This is a genomic window from Sphingomonas sp. CFBP 8760, assembly GCF_014841615.1.
GTDB lineage: Bacteria > Pseudomonadota > Alphaproteobacteria > Sphingomonadales > Sphingomonadaceae > Sphingomonas.
In genome coordinates, this window is record NZ_JACYUG010000023.1 from 1 (window position 1) to 21,374 (window position 21,374).

Annotated in this window: 22 protein-coding genes; 13 read left to right on the top strand and 9 right to left on the bottom strand. The window is 60.2% G+C overall.

The window, feature by feature from the left end; genetic code table 11:
- A partial coding sequence (locus IFT82_RS18140; protein WP_207105830.1) for a hypothetical protein occupies window positions 1-225 on the bottom strand: 225 nt, incomplete at its 3' end.
- Between the two features lie 98 nt (window positions 226-323).
- Here IFT82_RS18140 and IFT82_RS18145 point away from each other — a divergent pair.
- Entirely contained in the window at window positions 324-902 is a 579-nt protein-coding gene (locus IFT82_RS18145; RefSeq protein WP_192129522.1) for a LexA family protein, read from the top strand.
- A 318-nt stretch (window positions 903-1,220) separates the two neighbouring features.
- Window positions 1,221-1,349: a hypothetical protein gene (locus tag IFT82_RS21245; protein ID WP_274602269.1), complete on the top strand. Its 129-nt coding sequence runs from the start codon at window positions 1,221-1,223 to the stop codon at window positions 1,347-1,349.
- A gap of 527 nt (window positions 1,350-1,876) precedes the next feature.
- Here IFT82_RS21245 and IFT82_RS18155 read toward each other — a convergent pair.
- Genes IFT82_RS18155 through IFT82_RS18160 form a run of 3 tightly spaced genes read right to left on the bottom strand, consistent with a single transcriptional unit; the run spans window position 1,877 to window position 3,826 of the window.
- Complete coding sequence (locus tag IFT82_RS18155; RefSeq protein ID WP_192129524.1) at window positions 1,877-2,830, bottom strand: replication initiator protein A; 954 nt, start codon at window positions 2,828-2,830, stop codon at window positions 1,877-1,879.
- 46 nt (window positions 2,831-2,876) lie between these two features.
- On the bottom strand, window positions 2,877-3,176 hold the full coding sequence (locus tag IFT82_RS21545; protein ID WP_446740986.1) for a ribbon-helix-helix domain-containing protein: 300 nt from the start codon (window positions 3,174-3,176) through the stop codon (window positions 2,877-2,879).
- A 2-nt stretch (window positions 3,177-3,178) separates the two neighbouring features.
- On the bottom strand, window positions 3,179-3,826 hold the full coding sequence (locus tag IFT82_RS18160) for a ParA family protein (protein ID WP_192129526.1): 648 nt from the start codon (window positions 3,824-3,826) through the stop codon (window positions 3,179-3,181).
- Between the two features lie 301 nt (window positions 3,827-4,127).
- Here IFT82_RS18160 and IFT82_RS18165 point away from each other — a divergent pair, with 301 nt between their 5' ends.
- From IFT82_RS18165 to IFT82_RS18180, 4 genes are read left to right on the top strand one after another with little or no spacing between them, the layout of a single operon-like run.
- Window positions 4,128-4,889, top strand: a complete 762-nt coding sequence (locus tag IFT82_RS18165; protein WP_192129581.1) for an ImuA family protein — start codon at window positions 4,128-4,130, stop codon at window positions 4,887-4,889.
- Window positions 4,804-6,588, top strand: a complete 1,785-nt coding sequence (locus IFT82_RS18170) for a Y-family DNA polymerase (protein ID WP_342355152.1) — start codon at window positions 4,804-4,806, stop codon at window positions 6,586-6,588. Before IFT82_RS18165 ends, IFT82_RS18170 begins: the two co-directional genes overlap by 86 nt.
- Window positions 6,585-9,848, top strand: a complete 3,264-nt coding sequence (locus tag IFT82_RS18175) for an error-prone DNA polymerase (protein WP_192129528.1) — start codon at window positions 6,585-6,587, stop codon at window positions 9,846-9,848. The genes IFT82_RS18170 and IFT82_RS18175 overlap by 4 nt, the downstream gene beginning before the upstream one ends.
- 3 nt (window positions 9,849-9,851) lie before the next feature.
- Window positions 9,852-10,139: a hypothetical protein gene (locus tag IFT82_RS18180; protein WP_192129530.1), complete on the top strand. Its 288-nt coding sequence runs from the start codon at window positions 9,852-9,854 to the stop codon at window positions 10,137-10,139.
- Window positions 10,140-10,222: 83 nt separating this feature from the next.
- Here the strand turns inward: IFT82_RS18180 and IFT82_RS18185 are convergent, their stop codons facing one another.
- Window positions 10,223-10,642, bottom strand: coding sequence for a glycine zipper 2TM domain-containing protein (locus IFT82_RS18185; RefSeq protein WP_342355154.1), 420 nt, complete (start codon window positions 10,640-10,642; stop codon window positions 10,223-10,225).
- 235 nt (window positions 10,643-10,877) lie between these two features.
- Between IFT82_RS18185 and IFT82_RS18190 the strand changes: the two genes are divergently transcribed.
- From IFT82_RS18190 to IFT82_RS18205, 4 genes are all read left to right on the top strand, one after another.
- A complete protein-coding gene (locus tag IFT82_RS18190) occupies window positions 10,878-11,294 on the top strand; it encodes a globin family protein (protein WP_192129532.1) in 417 nt (138 codons plus the stop codon).
- 12 nt (window positions 11,295-11,306) lie between these two features.
- Window positions 11,307-12,044, top strand: coding sequence for a methyl-accepting chemotaxis protein (locus tag IFT82_RS18195; RefSeq protein WP_244646955.1), 738 nt, complete (start codon window positions 11,307-11,309; stop codon window positions 12,042-12,044).
- A 453-nt stretch (window positions 12,045-12,497) separates the two neighbouring features.
- Entirely contained in the window at window positions 12,498-13,706 is a 1,209-nt protein-coding gene (locus tag IFT82_RS18200; protein WP_192129536.1) for a DUF262 domain-containing protein, read from the top strand.
- Window positions 13,707-13,712: 6 nt separating this feature from the next.
- Window positions 13,713-14,447, top strand: coding sequence for an MAE_28990/MAE_18760 family HEPN-like nuclease (locus tag IFT82_RS18205; protein WP_192129538.1), 735 nt, complete (start codon window positions 13,713-13,715; stop codon window positions 14,445-14,447).
- Between the two features lie 761 nt (window positions 14,448-15,208).
- On the opposite strand, the gene IFT82_RS18210 is transcribed toward IFT82_RS18205, so the two are convergent.
- The gene (locus IFT82_RS18210) at window positions 15,209-16,207 is read right to left on the bottom strand and encodes a hypothetical protein (RefSeq protein WP_192129540.1); all 999 of its coding nucleotides are present in this window, start codon (window positions 16,205-16,207) and stop codon (window positions 15,209-15,211) included.
- 380 nt (window positions 16,208-16,587) lie between these two features.
- On the opposite strand from IFT82_RS18210, the gene IFT82_RS18215 reads away from it, so the two are divergent.
- The 3 genes from IFT82_RS18215 (at window position 16,588) to IFT82_RS18225 (ending at window position 18,047) form a co-directional block, all read left to right on the top strand.
- Window positions 16,588-17,172: a recombinase family protein gene (locus tag IFT82_RS18215; RefSeq protein ID WP_192129542.1), complete on the top strand. Its 585-nt coding sequence runs from the start codon at window positions 16,588-16,590 to the stop codon at window positions 17,170-17,172.
- Between the two features lie 102 nt (window positions 17,173-17,274).
- Window positions 17,275-17,592 carry a hypothetical protein gene (locus IFT82_RS18220; RefSeq protein WP_192129544.1) on the top strand — a complete coding sequence of 106 codons (318 nt, stop codon included), beginning with the start codon at window positions 17,275-17,277 and terminating at the stop codon, window positions 17,590-17,592.
- A 44-nt stretch (window positions 17,593-17,636) separates the two neighbouring features.
- On the top strand, window positions 17,637-18,047 hold the full coding sequence (locus IFT82_RS18225) for a helix-turn-helix transcriptional regulator (protein WP_207105831.1): 411 nt from the start codon (window positions 17,637-17,639) through the stop codon (window positions 18,045-18,047).
- Between the two features lie 498 nt (window positions 18,048-18,545).
- Here IFT82_RS18225 and IFT82_RS18230 read toward each other — a convergent pair whose 3' ends face one another.
- The 3 genes from IFT82_RS18230 to IFT82_RS18240 all read right to left on the bottom strand — a co-directional run bounded on the left by IFT82_RS18230 (window position 18,546) and on the right by IFT82_RS18240 (window position 21,339).
- Window positions 18,546-19,229 carry a hypothetical protein gene (locus IFT82_RS18230; protein WP_192129548.1) on the bottom strand — a complete coding sequence of 228 codons (684 nt, stop codon included), beginning with the start codon at window positions 19,227-19,229 and terminating at the stop codon, window positions 18,546-18,548.
- 32 nt (window positions 19,230-19,261) lie between these two features.
- Complete coding sequence (locus IFT82_RS18235; protein WP_207105832.1) at window positions 19,262-20,236, bottom strand: hypothetical protein; 975 nt, start codon at window positions 20,234-20,236, stop codon at window positions 19,262-19,264.
- A 68-nt stretch (window positions 20,237-20,304) separates the two neighbouring features.
- Complete coding sequence (locus IFT82_RS18240) at window positions 20,305-21,339, bottom strand: adenylosuccinate synthetase (protein WP_192129552.1); 1,035 nt, start codon at window positions 21,337-21,339, stop codon at window positions 20,305-20,307.
- Window positions 21,340-21,374 lie beyond the last annotated feature (35 nt).

Sequence of the window (21,374 nt, forward strand, 5' to 3'; positions counted from 1 at the left end):
CTCGGCCGGGGCAGCGCCGGTGTCTCCGAGATATGCCAGGGCGGCTGGGGAGAGCACCAGCCCGAGCCGTTCGACCGCCGCCAGTACGGCTGCACGCCGCCACGTCGGGATGTTGCGCAGCGTGACCCGCCAGGCATGGACGGTCTGCACCTTGGCGCCGGCTTCACGCGCGAGCGTGGTCGGGCTATCCCCGAACGCGGCAAAGATCTCGTCGACTGGCTCCATAAGCCAAGCACCTATCCGATATTCGGATGGATTGGCAAGCATGAATCATCCGGATTTTTGGGGAGCGGCTTTGGCACCGCTCATGCGAAACCCTGGCCATGGATGAGACCGAGTTCGTTGCCGCGATGAAGGAAGCGATGGAGCGCCTCGGCGTGTCGCAGGGCCGGATCGCGCGTGAGGCGGGTTTCACCTCGCAGTCGGCCGTCTCCAACATCCTGCATGGCAAGCGACGGGTCCGGCTCGACGAGCGCGCCGCGATCGAGCGGCTGCTGGAGATGCGGCCGGAATCGCGGGTGCAGTGGGTACCGGTGATCGGCCTGGCCTCGGCCGGGCTGTGGCAGGAGGCGATCCAGACACCGATGGGCGACCGTCCGATCTCATCGCGCAGTGCCGGTCGTCGTGCGTTCGGGGTCGAGATCAAGGGCGACAGCATGGACCGGCTGTTGCCCGAGGGTGGCTGGGCGATCGTCGATCCGGATCAGACCTCGCTTTATGCCGGTCGAGTCTATCTGATCGAGAACGAGCATCATGAGACGACGGTGAAGCGCTACCTCGGCGATCCCGCCCGGTTCGAACCGGTATCGACCAATCCGGCTCACAAGCTGCTCGAACTCGACCAGACCCCTTTCCGGGTGATTGGCCGTATCGTTGCCTATGGATTTGATGAGGGGCTCTAGCCCGTATCAGTCCAAACCATCTATAATTCGGATGGCACACTGACCTATCAAGCCATCCTCTTGCCCGCTTGACGGGTCTTTACCGGACAGCACGGGAAACGGCACACCCGCGATGCGTTCGGTCCGTAAGCGATGCACAAGAGCCGACGTCATGAGCAGCAAGGCATATGGCGGGTGGCTGGCTGCAGGGTTCGACATGTGGCAGCTGGGTGCGGAGGCCGGGACGGTGATGGCACTGCGTATGGCCCGTATTACCGCTGGAGGGCCCGCTGGAGCGGCTGAGGCCCGGTTGATGGTATCGGAAAGGTTCGAGCCGCTATGGAGCTCCAGACGCGCCTGATGACCGGTGGTCTCGGCCATACGCCGCTGTCGGGGACGCAAGGGACGCTGAAGCACTACCGGGGCAAGGTTGCCGCCAACAGCAAGCGGCTCAGCCGCAAACGCTGATCCTCGAGCTGCACGGTACGATTGCCGAGCCGTTTGACGTTCTGCTCTGTGACGCTTCGGGATTCACCGGCTGATGTCGCTACAGGCACACACCGCCAATTTTCCGGCTTTTACGAAAGTCTGCGGCCTCTGGCCGCCTCGGTGACGGCGTCAGCCGGCACGGATCAAAGGCGCATTGGCCTTCAGGCCAATTCCACCACGACTCTTCAATCTCACACTCCCGACACCTCACCCGCGTTAAAAGATTCTGTTAAATATGAATCGTTAAGAAGGTTAAGCTCAAAAAATGAGGCCAAAATCTCAGGTTTTCCAAGCGCTTTCGGCATAAGCCGGTGTGTGATCCCACGTGATTCGGTGTGTGATCCCACGATAAGGCGGTGTGTGATCCCACGACCTGATGGTGTGTGAAGCCACGATACTCGACTGCATTCTAATCTTTGATTGTTGCTAGCTTGCTGTCCGCAGTGCGTTGCCTAGGACGACACCTAGTCGCAATGCGCAGCTAGCGGTGTGTGAAACCACGATAGTCAGCTACCATCGGCGAGCTTGTCCATGAGGTCATCGACCTCTGCAACGCGTCGGCGATCAGCATCGAACCGGCTTCGTCTCTCTCGTTCGGCTTCTAACTTGGCGGTTAGCGCTAATGCCTCAGCCTCACCTCGAAGTCGGAACAACACCGCAGGGCTACCATCCGCCGTCGCTGTTAATTTTAATGCATAGTCAGGGAGTTGGTCGGCCTCTACTACCTTACGGAGCATCCGATTAAACTCTTTAGGTTTACTATCACTACCAGTTTTATCTCGAAGTACCTCAACTCGACAGATCCATCCGCCCCTCTGATTACCAGCGTGCTTACGCGCGATGCGATACAAAGCTCGTTCTAATCCACCAGTCAGCAAGAAATAGTCTTGATGCATAGTTAGGAGAGACCGCTCGCCTATAATGCCCTCATATACCCAATCCGACAATGTAATTGTCATGCCTCGAGGTTGATCCGTCTCTGGGTCAACCTCTAATGTCCACTTATCAAGCCAGTTAAAGCCAGCCTTTGTTCGACGCCGTGGCGCCCGTATCGACGTTGAAATAGATGTAGTTTGAAGTCTTTGAAGTGCTGCTTGTAGTTCTTGATAAGCACGACCGCTGGTGTCTCTTTTTATGCCGCGTAACAAATCATAAGATGTTGTATGCAAAGTTCTAGGAAGATCGTTGATACCCTGATCTCGCATTCTGTTCAAAGTAGATGCAGCCCAAATCAAAATATCCGCATCCCAAATCGTCGCCATACCATAAGCCGGGATAGCCTCTATTTTTACCCAAGTCTCACCATCTGGGCTTTCATACTCGATCGGTTTCACACGCTTGCGCTTCTGTAACGAGAAGAACGGCCGTTCCATCACCTCCCGCTGATCTTTCAGCGGAAGTTCGCCCATTAGCGGGATGAATAGATCGAACTCAGAGTTAGGGTTTTGGCGCTTGCTCATAAGGCATCAACTCTGATGTTGTGATAATGTGCAGGTGTGCACATTATCACATACGGCCAAATTGCTTATCTGCTTCATATTTGGCTACTAGTTCGCTGATTGCCTCGGCCAAAAGGTCCTGATGGCTACGCCGGGTCCTTGCTGCCAGCACACGAAACGCCTCTGCTGTGGGATCAGCGGGGTCAAAATACGCACCCAGGTGATATTTGCCTGGGCGCTTGCCGGTTGCTCGCGTGGCGCTTGCTGGGGGCGTAGGCGCTGTCATCGTTGCGCCACTATCTGGCTCGACCTCACGGTGTGGTTGAGAAGCCATTGCCGGAGCTAATAGGGAGGTCCGCTTTGCCATGATCAGCCCTTCAAACTTGCAGGTGTGCAATTCATCAAATCATCAAGAAGGTGTTTCTGCAAGGCTGCAATTTCTAAGGCTGCTTTTCCCTTTGGCTCATACTCGATGACGCCTAAACCATAGGGCCATGCGGCGCGGTAAGCGCTCCGCTCGCGCAACACTGCACGCGATACCTTCAACCCAGTCGCTTCAGCGAGTGTTCTGGCATCTTCAAGCAGCGTCGTTGCGGTTGGGGGGGCTGCGTTGAGGACGACAACGCCAGTCCGTCCAGTGCTGGTGATAAGTTGCGCAGTACGCTTGATTGCATCCAAATCGATCAATGAGGGGCGACACGGAATTACCACTATACCGGCACGCTGAGCAGCAGCCGCAGCTTCTGTACCTGCGGCCGGGGGAGTGTCGATGATGGTAAGCTCAAACCCGTTGGCTTCAGCCGCGCTGATTGCCTGGTCTAGCCTCCGTGCGCTGATCGGCTCGACATGAGGTAACTCAGCCTCACGCCGCTCACTCCACGCCGTTGCGCTTTCTTGGGGATCCAAATCAAAGAGCACCGTCTTGATACCAGATGCCTGTGCCGAAACCGCCAGATTGACCGCCAGCGTCGTTTTTCCAACTCCGCCTTTTTGAGCTGCAAGTGTGATAATCTGCATATGTGCACACCTTCAATATCAATAGGATGATATTATGCAGAATGGCAGATTGGCACAACCCTACCATCAAACTGCAATGGCTTTTCGAAGCCAATTTACCTCGACGTTCGATGACTAATGGCTTTTATCGCTGGGTTACGATCCAGTCGTGTGATCGAAAATAGCGCTGTCCTCATTGACGCCAACGACTGAGGCATCACGATACCCTCAAGTACCCACATTCTGGAGGCTGTGAAATTCACCCTTGACCGATAGCTGCTCTTAACGGAACATAAAGAGAACGAATCGAGTGTTGCCCCTTATGTCCGCCACCCCAGCTACCGTCGCACCCAGCATAGCGCACCTGCGGACCATCGCTACGCCCGTGACGGACTACCGGGTGCTGCCGTTCGGCATCGATGCCATCGATCACCGGCTGGGAGCCGGAGGGCTGCGGGCTGGCGCGCTGCATGAGGCGACGCCGCGCAGCGGCTCACTTGTCGATGATGCGGCGACGACGCTGTTCCTTGCCGGGATTGCCGCCCGAGAGGCGGACGGCACCGGCGGCCCGGTGCTGTGGGTCAGCTGCCGGTCCGATCTCTATGCGCCGGCACTGGCTCAGGCGGGGCTGCCATCCGCCAATGTCATCCATGCCCAACCACCCGACGATGCCGCGCTGCTGGCGGTGATCGAGGATGCGGTGCGCGATGGCACGCCGTCCGCCATCGTCGCCGAGGCCAGCAGGGTATCGATGGTCGCCACCCGCCGCCTGCAACTGGTGGCAGCGGAAGCCGACCTGCCCGTCTTGCTACTGCGCCGGGCGCGGGGGCGGCATCAGGACGCATTTGCCGAACCCTCGGCTGCCTGGACGCGCTGGCGGATCGGCACCGCACCATCTGAGCGGCTCGGCGTCGCGGGCGTGGGCCGGCCACGGTGGTCGGTCGAGCTGGCACGGCAGCGTGGTGGTGGGGGCTTCTCCCTGATCGTGGAGGGTAGCGATGAGACGGGTCGTCTCGCTGTTCCTGCCGGACTTGGCCATCGAGCGGCTGAGACGGTTGGAACGGCCCGCTTCGCGGCCGCCTGAGCGGTCGGTCCTCCAGCTACCGGTAGACGACGATCCGGGTGCCTGTTCGGTGCCACGGGGCGGCGGATGGCGTCCAGGTGCGCGTTGGGCCCGCGAGGGTGGGCCGTCACGCGGCGACGTAGAGGCGCAAATCGCGGCGCTGCCGGTCCACGCGCAGCCGCCGATGCGCGAGCTCGGCCGACGGTCCGAGGCGGCAAGCCATCCCTACAAGGCATCGGCACCGGTTCCACGCATCGCCGTGTCTGGTGCAATGCCGGCGGGACATGCCCCGCTGGCGCTGGTGGGGAAGGTCGGACGCCGCGATGAGGTGGTCGCCGCGTGCAGCGGTGCCCAAGCGCTCGGTATCCACCGTGGCATGGCGGCGACCCACGCCCGTGCACTGGTCTCCGATCTCGATTTCCGCCCCGCCGAACCGGAAGCCGATGCAGCGCTGCTCGACCGGCTGGCGCTGCTGGCGGTCAGGCGCTGGTCACCAATCGCAGCCGTCACGCCGAGCGACGGTCTCTGGCTTGACCTGGCCGGCTGCGACCATCTCCATGGCGGCGAGGAACGCTTCTGCCGGCGGTTGCTCGCCTTTTGCCGGCGAGCGGGCTTCACCGGCCGCGTTGCCGTCGCCGACACCGCCGGCGCCGCCCATGCACTCGCCCGCTTCGGCCGGGACGACCTCATCCTGGTCGCACCACAGGCGACGGTAGCCGCGCTCGCGCCGCTGCCAATCGCTGCGCTGCGCCTGGCGCCCTCTACACTCGCTGCAGCACGCAAGTTCGGCTTCGAGCGGATCGCGGACCTGCTGCCGGTCGCACGCGGGCCATTGGCGCGCCGGCTTGGTCTCGCCGCAATCACCCGCCTCGACCAGGCGCTGAGCGCGGTCGCCGAGCCGATCACGCCGCGGGCGGACGCCGAGGTGCCGATGGCCGAGCGCCGGCTGCTCGAGCCGATCGTGACGGCCGAGGCGATCGCGCAGGTCATGGCCGATCTCCTCCACGAGCTGGCCGGTGTCCTGCAGGAGCGCGGGCTGGGCGCGCGGCTGCTGCGCCTGACCGGCCTGCGGGTCGATGGTAACGAGCAGGTGGTGGCGATCGGGACGTCGCGGCCGACCCGCGAGGTGCCGCCCCTGCTGCGGCTGCTGAAGCTGCGCATCGAGCGCATCGATCCCGGCCTTGGTCTCGAGCAGTTCTGGCTGATCGCACCGCATACCGAACCACTGGATGCGATTGAGCTCGGCGCGGTGCTGGCTGGCGAGACGCTGGTGAGGGACCCGGCACGCCTCGTCGACGTCATCGCCGGCCGGATCGGGCCGCACGCGGTGTTCCGGATCGCCGCGGTCGAGAGCCATGTGCCGGAACGGGCCGTCGCCCGCTCCGACCCGAACAGGGTGCCCGGAAACTGGCCGGGCTGGCAACGTCCGGTGCGGCTGTTTGCACGACCGGAGCCGCTGCACCGGGTGATAGCGCTGATGCCCGACCAGCCACCGCGCCGGTTCGAGTGGCGGGGCAGGACCTACAAGGTCGTCGCCGGCGATGGTCCCGAACGCATCCACGGCGAATGGTGGCGGCGCGATGCCGAGGTGTGGGCGGTACGCGACTATTACCGGGTCGAGGATGAGGAGGGGGGCCGCTACTGGGTGTTCCGACGCGGCGATGGCTTCCAGGACGACACCGGCGACCTGTCCTGGTGGATGCACGGGGTCTTTGGATGACTCACTATGTCGAGCTGCAGGTGCTGACCCATTTCTCGCTCCTGCGTGGCGCCTCCAGCCCGGACGAGCTGTTCGCGGCTGCTGCCTTGCTTGGCTATCCAGCGATCGGCGTCAGCGACATCGGCACCGTCGCCGGCGTCGTGCGGGCATGGGAGGCCCAGAAGGCGACCGGCGTCCGCCTGATCGCCGGCACCCGGGTTGATCTGTCCTGCGGCCGGCGCCTGCTCCTTTATCCGACCGATCGCCCCGCCTGGTCGCGGATCACGCGGCTGCTGACCGTCGGCAAGCAGCGGGCAGGGAAGGGCGGCTGCCTCCTCCACTGGCAAGATCTACCGCCATGGTCGGACGGCGTCATCGCCATCCTGCTGCCGGACGAGGCGGATGCGGCAAATCTTGCCGCCCTGGCCGATCTCAGGGCGGTGTACGGCCGGCGCGGCTATATGGCGCTGTTCCAGCGGCGCCGGCCGGACGACGCGGTCCGCATCGATGCACTGGCGCGGCAAGCAGGCGGGGCCGGCGTCCGTGCGGTCGTGACCGGCGACGTCCTCTACCATGCCCCCGATGCCCGGCTGCTACAGGATGTGGTCACCGCGGTGCGCGAGAAATGCACCGTCGACGAGCTTGGCTACCGCCGCGAGGTCAACGCCGACCGTGCGCTGAAATCGCCTGACGAGATGGTCCGGCGCTTCCGCGCCTATCCGGACGCGCTGCAGGCCAGCGTCGACATCGCGCGCCACTGCACCTTCGATCTTGGCGAGCTCCAGTATCAGTATCCGCATGAGAAGCTGATCGACGGCCTGAGTGCTCAGGAGGCGTTGCAACAGCTGGCGACCGACGCCGTCCAGCGGATGTTCGATGGTAACGTGCCGGAGGCCTATACCCGCCAGATCGCGCACGAGATGCGGCTGATCGGCGAGCTTGGCTACGCGCCCTACTTCCTCACCGTCTATGCGATCGTGCGCGAGGCGCGCCGGCGCGGCATCCTGTGCCAGGGCCGCGGCTCGGCCGCCAACAGCTGTGTCTGCTTCGTGCTTGGCGTGACTTCGATCGATCCGATCAGGCACGAGTTGCTGTTCGAGCGCTTCGTGTCGGGCGAGCGCCGCGAGCCGCCTGATATCGATGTCGACTTCGAGCATGAGCGCCGCGAGGAGATCATCCAGTGGATCTACGAGACCTATGGCCGTGACCGCGCGGCGCTGACCGCGGTGGTGACCCGCTACCGCGCCCGCGGCGCGGTGCGCGATGTCGGCAAGGCGATGGGGCTGCCTGAGGACCTGACCTCGTCACTTGCAGGGCTGATCTGGGGCTGGTCGGCGGAAGGGGTCGGCGAAAAACAGGTCGAGGAGCTCAACCTCGACATCGGCGATCGCCGGCTGCGCCTGACGCTCGAGCTCGCCCGCAAGCTGATCGGGGTGCCGCGTCATATGTCGCAGCACCCCGGCGGGTTCGTGCTGACCCATGACCGCCTCGATGACCTGGTCCCGATCGAGCCGGCCGTGATGGCGGACCGGCAGATCATCGAGTGGGACAAGGACGACATCGATGCCCTGAAGTTCATGAAGGTCGATGTGCTCGGGCTGGGCATGCTCGGCTGCATGAACCGCGCCTTCAACATGCTCGAGGCTGACAAGGGCATACGGGTTGGCCTGGCGGACCTGCAGGACGATGACCCGGACGTCTATGCGATGATCCAGAAGGCAGACACGCTCGGCACCTTCCAGATCGAGAGCCGTGCGCAGATGAGCATGCTGCCGCGGATGAAGCCGCGTCGCTTCTACGACCTCGTCATCCAGGTCGCGATCGTGCGGCCGGGACCGATCCAGGGCGACATGGTCCATCCGTACCTCCGCAGACGCGAGGGGCTCGAGCGGCCGGAATATCCCCGCCCCGAACTGCGCGCGGTGCTCGAGAAGACGCTCGGCGTGCCGCTGTTCCAGGAACAGGCGATGAAAGTCGCGATCGTCGGCGCCGGCTTCACGCCGGCCGAGGCGGATCAGCTGCGCCGCGCGATGGCGACGTTCAAGTTCACCGGCGGGGTCAGCCACTTCAGCGAGAAGCTGGTCGAGGGCATGGTCGCGCGCGGCTACCCCCGTGAGTTCGCCGAGCGCACCTTCCGCCAGCTCGAGGGCTTCGGCTCCTATGGCTTCCCGGAGAGCCATGCCGCCTCGTTCGCCAAGATCTCCTATGCGAGCAGCTGGATCAAGCATCACCACCCGGACGTGTTCTGCGCGGCGCTGATGAACGCGCAGCCGATGGGCTTCTATGCACCGGCGCAGATCGTTCGCGATGCCCGCGAGCACGGCGTCGAGGTGCGGCCGCCTTGCGTCAATGCCAGCCGCTGGGACTGTACGCTCGAGCCGACCGGCGGGCGCTACCTGGCGGTCCGGCTTGGCTTGCGCGTGATCCGTGGCCTCTCCAATGCCGATGGCGCCCGGATCGTCGGTGCCCGCACCATCACGATGTTCGAGACGGTAGAGGACGTCTGGCGGCGGGCCGGCGTCCAGCGCGCCGCAATCGAGAAGCTGGCGGATGGCGATGCCTTTCACAGCTTCAGCGTCGATCGCCGGCAGGGGCTGTGGAAGGTGAGGGGGCTTGGTGACGCACCGCTACCGCTGTTCGCTGCGGCCGACCGGGCGGCTGCGACCTTCAGCGCGGAAGGCGCCGAGCCCGAGGTGGCACTGCGGCCGCTGACGGACGGGCGCGAAGTGATCGAGGATTACCGCAACCTCCAGCTCTCCCTGCGTGCGCATCCACTGAGCTTCGTGCGCGACAAGCTGACCCGGCGTGGCGTGACCAGGTGCGCCGACCTCACCAGCATCCGCGATGGTCGTCATGTCGAGGTCGCCGGCATCATCCTGGTCCGCCAGAAGCCGGGCTCCGCCAAGGGCGTGCTGTTCATCACCATCGAGGACGAGACCGGGATCGCCAATGGCATCCTCTGGCCCGACCGCTTCGAGGCGCAGCGGCGGACAATCATGTCCGCCTCGATGGTGGGGCTGAAGGGCCGCGTCCAGAAGGAAGGTGAGGTGATCCACGTCATCTGCGACCGGATCATCGACCATGGCGATCTGCTCATCCGCGTCGGCGACATGTCCTTCCCGCACCGTACCGGCCGCGGCGATGCCGGTCAGCATCCCGGCTCCCCCGACCGCGGCGATAAAGCCTGGAAGCCAGAGCCGCGTGATCAATACTGGCCGCCGCATGCGGATGGCATGGACTCGGAGGAAGTCGTGCGGTTCAGGTCGCACGACTTCCGCTGAGCCTTGTCGACGCTGCCCAGGCATCAACGCGTCGTCATAGCGCTGTCGGTGCATATCCTGCGCACTGGCGTATCGCGCTGTTCTGAAGGTCGTGTCGACGTTGTCGAAGTGCGGCTGGCGTTGCGCAGCTTGCTACCGCATTGCCCCGAGCGATGGCCGCTCATGCTCTACTGGGATGCAGCCTCACAGACGAATGACATTGGTCGTGCGCAGGGAGTCACCGCCGCCTTTAACGGCATCGTGCGCCAGCTGCGTAAAGCTGGCCGTTATGAGGATATCCCGCCGCTATGAGCCGGCAAGCCTGCTGAGTGTGACCGCGAACCCAAGCGCCCGAAGGCACTTGGGCTCAACAACGATCGGCAGCAATTTCAGACTTATCGGCAATAGCCCGAATTGTTGGATTTCTCGATGGCATTTCCGGCCAAGGCACCAGCGCCACCGCCAAGGATCGTGCCCAGTGCACGGTCACCGCGGCTGTCGATCGTCCGACCCAGCAGGCCTCCGGCAAGCGCGCCGATGATTGCGCCCGTCGTGCCCTGGCTGCACCGCTGCGGACCACGGTCGTAGCCCTGACTCCCGTAACTGCGGCGGTCGTCATAACCCCGGCGGTTATCGTAGCGTCGGTCATCGCGGCGGGAGACGTAGCGGGGACGCTGCTCGTACCGCCGGTCGTCACCCTGGTAAGAACGGTCATAACGATCGTCATAACGTTGGGCGCTGGCGACCGATGGTGCCATGGATGCAGCGGCAGAGGCCAGAAACGCTGCGCCGAAGAGTAATTTGCGAACCATCATCTGACCTCCATGGCAGCGGGTCATCAACCGCCAGATGATGCTTATGCAGCTGCCGCCATGTTGCGATGCTGAATGTCTCCGTTACCTCCCATTCAGGGAGTCCCCGTTCAATACCTGCTTTGAATGGTGGAATGTCCGGGTTCGATGATTGAACGTTCGCAACTGGGCAAGCGAGCCGCGTCAGGCGCTCGCATGTTAACGGATTGGAGGCGATTGCCCCGTTACGTAGCTCATCATGCTCAACGCTCGCCAGATCGATCTCGTGCAGGACAGCTTTGCCGCGGTTGTGCCGATCACCGACAGCACGGCGGCGGAGTTTTATCGTCGGCTCTTCGAGTTGGCACCGGATACGAAGCCGCTCTTTCGCAATGATATGACGCAACAGGGGCGCAAGCTGTTCCTGACACTTGCCACCGTGGTGGACGCACTGGACCGCCTCGATACCATCGTGCCGGTCGCCAGGGAGCTGGCCATCCGACATGTCACGTACGGTGCCAAAGAACGGCATTATGCCGCCGTCGGCGCTGCGCTGATCGAAACCCTGCGGGCTGGGCTCGGCTCGGCTTTCGATCGCGATACCGAAACAGCATGGTTTGCCGCCTATACGATCCTGTCCGACACGATGTTGGCGGCGGTGCGCGAGAAGGCCTAACCCGTGACGGCCATGGGGCCATTGGCCGAGCCAGACCTGGCTGTCCAACTCGGAGGTATCGCCGCGCGGCTCATCGACATCGCCGGTTGTGTTGCTTCGGAGGCAGAAACGGCAACCATGATTGTACGCGGCATGACCGACCAAGCCAATCGAGTAGCCTCGCTTGCCGCTGGGTTGGAAACGGCTGCAGCTCTTATGGAGGCAGCCGTACGTCAGCAAGCGGATGCGTTGGCATTGGCACGCACTGCATTGGCCACGAACAAGCCGGTCATCGATGCCCTGGAGCAATCCATAACCGGGGTCGCCTCGATCAATGCGGCGATTGGAGGGATCGCACGGGAAAGTCGGGTTCTCAGTTTGAACGCTCGTATCGAAGCAGCGCGGGCCGGACCTGAAAGTAGTGCCTTCGCAGTAGTTGCATCAGAGATGTCGACGCTCGCGATCAGGACGAAGGACGCAACAGACGAGATTGCTGCCCGATCCTCGGGTATCGTGCACGATGTGAGCGCCGCCAGCCAGATGGTCACATCGCATGGTGCACTCGTGCTGGAACAGGACGAACTACTCACCGCATCGCTGGAACATGCCGTTGGCCAGCGACAGACCGCCATGGATCTGGCAACGATCACTACCGAGACGGTGGCAACGGTTGATCAAGCCGCAGCCGCAATCGGGCGGGTCGGTGCCAATGCAGTTGCGGTGAAGGTGCTCGCACGCCAGCTGACCAGATTGAAAAAACGCGATCAGTAGATGTGAGAACGCGCACAAGCCCCATGATGCCTAATGCTCAAGTTCGGCGATAATCTGCCCTACTCATGACGCGGATGTTCCAAGTTTACCGGCAGCATTATGTCGGATGTTGGTGGCAAGCTGACTGGCTGCTGTGGAGCACGAAGACGAGCTAAGCAGTCGTTCGTTAACGAAATGACGTCAGCGTCGTTTGCCCGCCAGGCGGACGTTACTCTCCGTGAATGGCACGCGCGAGAGCGGTCCTTCGTTGATACTACTCACCGATCGAACGATTTTCCGAATAGGTTGGCAGCCGCTGCTTAGGGGAGTATGCGAGGAACCGCGGTGCCATGGCTTTGATCGGTGAGGCTATTCACGATGCACTTGTTTGTGGGCGCACGTCTACGAAACAGCCCCCCACCTTTGACCGACCTTTCATCTTTTCGTAGGTAGCGCTTAATGGTGGAGACCTAAATGGCTAATGACGAATTTTTAATCGAGCACCTTGGCGATGAATCCGACGAAGATCCGGCGCCAGCGGGGGCTTCAGAAACTCGCATCGATCCTGATCAGTTTTTTGCAAGCAGCGCATTTCGCGTCGTCTACCAGACAAACAACTTCTTCCTTCCCCAAATAAAAGACCTCATAGATAAAGGTGAAGTTCTCAATCTTCGCCCCGAATATCAGCGGCGTTTGCGGTGGACCGTTCCTCAGAAGTCACGACTAATTGAGTCTCTCTTGCTCAATATCCCCATACCTCCGGTCTATCTGTTCGAGAGCGATGCCGCGCGTTACGAGGTCATGGATGGTCAGCAGCGGCTAAATGCTGTTAGAGAGTTCATGGCCGGCGGATTTGCGCTGAGCGGGCTTGAGGTTCTGAAACCCCTCAATGGATTGAGATACCTGCGATGCCCACCTAGGATAAAGCGGGCGCTCGATCGCTCCACACTCTCAGCAATCGTCCTTCTTCTAGAAAGTGAACCATCATCACCAGGGCGACTTTCTACCACTGACATTCGGCGCTTTATATTTGACCGCTTGAACACAGGCGGTACCAAACTTAATGCGCAGGAACTACGAAACGCGATCTATCCGGGCCCATTCAACCAGACGCTGGTTCACTTATCGCGCTTTAGGCCGTTCACTGAAACTTTCGACATTCCTCCGTACATCGAAGCCGATCCGAGTGACTATTACGAGAACGAAGAGCGCCAGAAAAACAGCTTGTATTCTACCATGGCCGACTGTCAGCTTGTACTACGCTACTTTGCATTAAAAGACGATGCCAACATACGAGGATCAATGAAGGCAATGTTGGATCGGGCAATGGATGCTAGGACGAGCATCTCAGAGGCCGATGCGCGCGCTGCAGAAGATGATTTCCGCGAAAGGTATCAGTTCCTTTATGATCTATTTGATCAACGCCCTTTCCGGCTTCCTGCTGATGCTCGCGGGCGTGAACGCGTTTCCGCTGCTTTGTACGACGCGTCGATGGTAGCTATGGAGGTCCTATGGGATCGCCGAGAAGAAATCGTCGAGGAGAAAAATGCGGTCCACGAAAGACTTGAGGAAGCACTTGCTGACGAAGCTCGGATGACAATCCTGACGGGTCAAGGAAATACCGCCCAAGCTGTGAAAGCTCGCATCGCATTGATGGTGAATATTCTTCAGCCCGCGGAGTGAGCTGGTATGGCGACAGTTTTCTCAGTTGTTCTTGAAGATTATGAGGAAGAGTTAGAGGTCGTTCGCATTCTTGTCCAAGCATCGGCGGACCCATCCCTTGGGAGGCCACGTGCCCGTGTGGCAGGTGCGAATGCCGCGGTACTATTGCTGGCCGCAACCTTTGAAGAATTTATCCGCCAACTTGCCCGCGCTTACGCCAAAGCTGTTGTGGAAGCTTGTGAGTCATATGAGCGACTACCACCGAAACTTGCTGGTATTGCTTGGCGACGGACCTTGGAAGCTATCGCCCGTGTGCGGTTGGATCCCCAGGTTAGTAACTTTTCGCGAGATGGTATATTCGCCGATGCCCTAACCCGCTTCACAACAGTCTACGAGTTCTGCAAAGGCGACCTTTCACAAGACATTTATAGTGAATTGATTCACAATGAAAACAATATGAGGCCTCAAGAAATCAATGGGTTATTCACCCTGAGTGGTCTTAAAAACGTATGTATGCTCACATCCGTGTCTCAAGAGCTAATGGACTTCGTCCATGAGACTGAGCCGGGAAAGGCTAACGCTCGTATAGTCGAGCGTTTGGAGGACTTTTTCGAGCGTCGGAATCAGATTGCTCATTCGATTAACTCCATGCGATCCAGCGGACCTGGACAGATCAGCGAAGACATCAATTTTCTTGCAACCTTTGGTAAGGCGATTGCCACGACCTTGGAGGAGCAAGCTCCCCCGCCTGCGGCAGAGTAGGCGCCATGCCGCCCCACAACGCACCCCCATTCGCCCCTTTGAGGGCCGCCAATCCGCCCGTAAAAAATTCTTTACACTGTCCTGGTAGATGACACGCGGGGTCGCGTACCTGTACCAAGTTCGTCCTATGTCACAGCGTACTTGTAAGGGGCAGGTCTGCGGTAACGGAGCAGGCCACTCTCTTGCCCCTAGAGTCTTGGTTGTTCCAGTCTCGGGCCTCCAGCTCGCCAAACCAGCTCTCAAATCCGGCACTCAGACGTGTCGCGATGATCACCAGAATCACGGGCGCGATATCCTGCCTGCCTGAACGATCGTCCGAAATTGGGGAGAGTAGCGAAAGGCGCGGACTACCGCTTTTGGGCGGGAGCCGAACGGCAGCTTTTGAGGAACAAGGTCATCCAACCGCTTACCCCGGCTGACGCCAAACGCCTGTTTGTCGCACATTCGTGACGGCAATCTGATTTTCCCTCATCTGGTTGCTCGATGACTTGAATTGGGACATTGCCGTCATTCCCGGTCCTTGGTCGGAACGGTAGCTTTCAGTTCGACACGGGACGTTCCAAACGGAGCCATGCCCCAGCGTGGAACGGGAAATAGCTGATTGCTGATTTACGATTTGGGGTCGGGTGTTGGGAACGGTCGACATTCCAAGGTGTATGCAGGATTTGCAGCCCATGCCGGAATCGGTTTTTCGCAGACGGAGGGTTGCAGGAAGGCAAATTCGCCTCTGCATTTTTCAATGCGTTGTCACGATTCAGCGATCAACTGAATATCGATTTAAATGAGGAAAGGTCGGAAACCCTCGTGCTTACGTTGAGCGCTGAGAATATGATTCCAGCCTTCTTGTGAAAGCCTCCGTCCATCGTGACGAAATGTTTCGCGCAGGCTGCATAAATGATGTGGTTGGCATCAATCATCATGTTAGACGGCCGATTTTTATTACTAATCGAATCGGATACATACTGATTGTAGTCGAGAAGGCCGTATGATCGGAGTAGCTTGTCCGGCCAAGTCAGATCGTCAAAAGATTCTCCCTTCATCCAAGCGATAACCCGCGCCGCTCCCAACACGGAATTTGAAATTTCTTCAACCGAATTTGCGGTGACAAAGACCTGGAATGATTCTAGCTTTTCGGCTACGGACTGCCCCATCAGATTGTCTTTCATGCCAATTCTGCTGGCCGCAATCGTCACGTATTTTCGAAAATTTTTGTAATACTTCGGATCGTTAAACCGTTCTCGAAATTCTTGAATAAATGAATCAAATGTAGTTGCCGACATAATTCCATTATTTGCTAGTAAGTGCTTTTTCATGGGATGATCGTCTGGGATAATGTTCATGACAACCGGATGGCTGTCTTCAGCATTGGATACAAAGCGCCCCGCGCTTTTTGCTTTTGGACTATTCCGATAAAGCTTGGCGACGTCATCGACTACGTAATGCGTGATCCATGGCCCCTCACTCCCAGGAATAGGGCTCCCAGCAGGTGAAAGCTCGTCAGAAGGCCGTTTTTCGACTTGTTCGAGAACCACCGCGCGACCATTCGACACCGTCTCCAGGAATGCGAGATCCTTCTCGATGAACGGTTCATTCCCAGGCCTATCGCCAGCGGCGATATCGCGAAAATGAGCTTCAGAGAAAGGGAACCTGTAGCGGTGCCCTATCCGCGCTACAGTCGCTTTGAAATCACTGTCGAAGCGCGGGTGATCAGGCTTCATCAACCAAAAAGCATTTGAATCTAGATAAACGTAGTCGGCCATAATTTATCTCTCCGGTACAATAGATTGGCCAGACTTTCCCCCAAAGGCGCGAAGCAGTTTACGGTCTCGGGCGCGTTCGTTAAACACCTGTAACTCCGTAAAAGCCTCAGAGTGCATATAGCGACATTGGGCGCGGCGCCGACCGGCAGGCGTTCAACGGGCGAAGGTCCGGTTCCAGTGTCACCGGGCGTTCAAGCGGCTGCACCGGAACTACGTAATTTGATTGGAAGCTGCCGCAATCCCGTGTCCGAAAACACATGATTGCCGACACCCCGGACCAGCACTCCCGCCGACGCCCACCTGTCTGGAACAGTAATATTCGACAAACCCTGTCGCTTTGATAGGGTGTACGGAAACGTACTTCCGGGGGTTTTTCGCACATGCAGGTCGGATATATGCGAGTGTCGTCCGCCGACGACCGCCAGACGGTCGATCTGCAACGCGATGCACTGGTCGCCGCCGGGGTCGATCCTCGTCACCTCCATACCGACAAGGCATCCGGCGCACGTGACGACCGGCCGGGGCTGAAGGCCTGTCTCGACTATCTGGACGCGGGCGACACGCTGATCGTGTGGAAGCTCGACCGGCTCGGGCGCTCGCTGCCCCACCTGTTGACGATCGTTACCGACCTGAAGGCGCGCGGCATTGCGTTCCGGTCGCTGACGGAAGCGATGGACACGACCACCTCACATGGCGAACTGCTGTTCTCCCTGTTCGGCGCGCTTGCACAATATGAGCGTGCGCTGACGCGCGAACGGGTGATGGCGGGGCTGGCTGCGGCGAAACGCAGGGGCCGCCAGGGCGGCCGCCCACCAATGATTGATCCGGAAACGCTCGAGCGGATCACCGCCGCGCTCGATGGCGGTGCCAGCAAGGCGTCCGTCTGCCGGACCTTCAAGGTACCGCGCTCGACCCTGCTCGGCACGCTGGCGCGGACCGGCTGGGCCGCACCGACGAAAAGCTAATTTGATGTAAGTGAGGCACGGCCATCTCTGTATCCCTTCGGGATACATATCTATTGTATCCCGAAGGGATACAGGCTATATCGGTTGGTAAGGAGACTGCCGATGGACGTGTCAATCAAAGATAGTCGGTTGAAGGCGATCAACGCCCTCGCCGCGACGGTGCCAGACAACCAGGTGCGCGTGCCGGGGATGCGGCCGAACGATGGGGTGTCGGCGCGGTCGATTATTACCCAGCTTCGCGCCTTCCCGAACCTCTCGGTGGCGGGAACGGCGAACCCGCAATGGCGTCTGCATCATTGGGCACCGAAAAAGGCCAGTTCACCTTGGTCGATCGACATCTCGGGCCAGTGGAGGCTCCTGTTCGAATATGATAAGAAGACGCACAAGATCACGGGCTTGAGGCTAGAGCAGCCGCATTAGCGGCTGCCTCTCATTGTAACTAGTCGATATGCTGTAATTGGAGAATGACCGTGGACACGATGGAGATCAACAACGCTAGGTATTGGGACGCTGAGGAAGAGGCGGTTGGATCAGGCTTTGCTATCCATCCGGGTTTGATCATTAAGAATTCCATCCTTCCTTCGCGAAACATGAGCGTTGGGGGTCTTGCAGAGGCCATTGGCGTCGCTCGTCCCGGTCTCAGCAAGGTCTTGAACGGCAAGCGTGACCTTACTGGTGAGATGGCAGCTCTCATCGGTGCAGCGCTCCTCTATCCGGATGACGTGTTGGCAACCATGATGGCGAACCACGCTCTTGCGCGCGCCAAGAGCGCTCTTGTGGATCGCATCGCTGCCATCGCAGATGTGGCACAAGATCATCTCGACAAGCTTATTGAAGCTGCCAATGAGAACAACAAGGTCCGTGAAGCCATGTAACGGGCTGCATATCGGCATCTCCGCCCATCAAAGCCCGCCAAGATCAAGCTTGGCGGGCTTTTTTGCGATTCAATGCTGGTGGTCTGATCGCCTACGATCAAACTACGACACTATGCTCATCATCCGCTCGTGCGCATCTCGTTAAGACTTCTCAGCTTTAAGGCCAAGCTTCACGTACGCTACAATGGCTAGGGAAGACCGCTATCTTTCGTCGTGACACCGTGGCAGGCTCACAACGTGAAGGGGTTCAAGCCTTTGTTTGGGATGCGGGCTGACCGGATCGAGGCGCTGCTTACCATAAGAGCTATAACGCCGATGCCATCCAACGGGAACTCGCCAAGGCGGATGTCGAAGCGGTCATTCCAACCAAGAGCAACCGCCGCATCCGCACCGCGCGCTTGCTGACTTAAGGCGTAAACTTGTTCGTCGTCTTGCTTATGTAAGCTCCACCTTTTCAAGAGTTGCAGCCTCCGAAGAACCCGGCGCGGTTCAGAGGGATCAGACGGTATGCAGGCGGACCCGCGCAGCGACCCAAGCATCGCAGAATCTCTCGACGCGGCTACTAATCACGTCGTCCGGGTTGAGGATGAAAAAAGTTCTGCAACTGAACGCCGACGCCCTTACAGCGAGGGCGTGCTGGCCGAACTGAGTGAGCCAGTGTTCCACCTCCCTATCGTGACCTCCGTTAAAGCGGGTATTGTGATGATAGATTAAGGCGGGTCGGTCGCGGGCAAGTGCCAGTGCCTCCTGCAGTGAAATTTGCTTGGCGTGCTTGCGGTTGCCGCGTCGCTCCGGCCCATCATCGACAAGGCCGTTATCAGGGTCGGCGAAGACCAAGTCGCATGGCCGCAGCGCCTCCTCGACCTCAGCAAACCAGCGGCTCCTGTCGGCTGTTCGGGCGGAGCGGCCGGTGCCCTCAGATGGAATCGCCGTCCGGTGAAAAGTCGCGTCTACTAGACCGGCATGCTCGATCGCGGCCACCGACCGAATCCCAGTCACCAGCCGCTGCAGCGCATCAAATAGTTCGGGATCGAGATGCCGCCAGCGTTCAGGGTTCGACAGGTAGGCCGTGTGCCGACCATCCGAGTTGTGGGCTTCGTCCGGATGGAAATACCATGCGACACCCAAGCGCCGCCCCGGGGCGAGGGCCCTCAGCAGCCCCAGCTTGACGTAGTCGCCCATGTCGCCAGCGTATCTGTCCTGCATGGCGACGCCTACTTAGTTACCCTACGAACCCGTTGTTCGCGCCGTACCCCGCCGACGCGGGTTTGACCGGAGGCCGGCAGCTGCTCGGCAACCTTCAGCCTGCGCTCAATTGCCTCTATTCTTTCGTTCGAACGCTGCCTCTCCTGCCGAAGCTCGGTCTGAGCCGCCGAGGTGAATTGCTGGGCGGAGCTGTAAAGCGACCATGAGGTCAGGACTAAGCCAGCGGCCGCAACGATCCCGCCGATTCCGATCGCCGTGATGAGCCGGCGGGTGCGGGTGTTCTGCTGCTCGGCTGCGTATAGAGTGGAGCCAAGAGAGCTAGCAGGCGGCCCGCCGCCGGTCGCGTCAGCCAGGTAATCGTCGATGGTCCTACGTCGCGCCTTGGATTTTGGAAAAGGGGGCTGAACATGGATCGGAGCGGGAACCCAGTCGGGAGTGCGCTCCTCCCTGTCGTTCGACCAACTAAGCTTCGTGAACTCGAAATAGACCAGACCCTCGCCGGCGCTGATGAAGTACTCGCGGCTAGTAAAGTTGTGGATCGGTATAGACAGGCGGCCGCTGAAGCCTGGGTCAACCAAGGGCCCAGTCCCGACTAGAAGGCCGCGGTAGACATCGCGGATAAGTAAGTTGAAGCGCGCCCCAATGTAGGCGGGCAGCCGAAACTCAGGTGCAAGTGTCAGAAAACACACTGAGTTGGGTGCCAGTCTCACATGATCGCGGACCTGCAAATGACGGCCTTTAGCTGCAGGATCGTTCGAGAGGTAGAAGCGGACGGTCGCTCCGGTCTCATCGACGTAGCGGCAATCTCCCTCGACCCTCACTAGGTAAGTCGCGGGCTTAGTGAGCTGCTCGCGCTCGAACGGCTCGACCATGCCGCACGCCACGACGTACGAGGCGACGTGGCCGGCATGCAGGAGCGCGGATGGAACCTCGCTGTACGGGTCGTGCAGCTTTAGCGTGTCGTAGCGCTCGGCAGCCGTCATTCCAGCGACCGCAATCTCAGTCTCGAACGCCTCTACCCGTTGGTGGAACCTTTGTAGCTCAACCTCCATCAGGCAGCCCTACTGCGCATAACGCTTGGGCGGGGGAGAACGGTCGCGGCGTCGTAGCCAAGGAGGTCCACCTCGCGGCCGATTGCGCGCTCCACCGCTTCGATGAAGTCGCGGCTTCGGGAGGTGGGTCCGGAGACGTGGAAGCTCGGATCAATGTAGTCCATGTGGTTGAGCACGAGCCTAGTGGGGGCGTTGACCGCGATAGCCCGGCGGACGACGCCGGGATGGAATCGGGCAATCCGCCTGATCCGCCCGGTCGCTGACGTTAGCTCGCGATAGTTCGACGGGAGTTGTGCCTCTCGCGCCAGCGTCGGCCAATCGATCTCTGCGGGAAGCGGTCCGGAGTTGCCTCCAACCCGGATCGGGAAGGCTCGAAGCACCATGACGACCTCGTCCACGTCCTGAGGCGCCAGGCCGGCCTCGGCGACGAACGCCGCTGCGACTGTGTCTCGACTAGTCGTGAAGGGGTAGTGGTCGGAATGCCAGATGGAGAGCCCGAAACCTTGAGTACCCTCGATAACAAGCCTTTCGCCGGCGTCTAATAACGAGCGCATCTGCTCGGGGATGTCCTGCCTTAGGAAACTGCGGAGTTTGCCCACGTCCTCGGCTCTGATGTGCTCCAGCGACCTGCCCAACCGCTCGATAAGGGCGGCTCCCGTACCCGATCCCGTCGAGCCGATCGCGCCAACGAGGCGCTTTTCAGCTTCGCGGTGTTCGGGGGTCACAATCGACGCGCGGGGATCAATCCACAAGCGCTCGGGCGTAAGGCGAAGTCGCTCGGCCTCGGCAGTGAGGATGCCTACGTCGATCAAGCTGCCCGCGGGCAGGATAGCAACGGCGTCGCTGGCGACGAGGCCCGCCGGGAGTTGCCGAAGCGTCCAAGTCGCTCCACCACGGTCGACAGCGGTATGGCCAGAGTTCGGACCACCCACACGAATGACCGCGCGAACACCCCTCTCGCGTACCAAGTGCGCTGACACCTTGCCTTTCCCCTCGGAGCCGAACTGCCCCCCAACGACGACGGAAATGGGCACGATATTCTCCTGCACGAACGGTGGGTCGCAAGTTA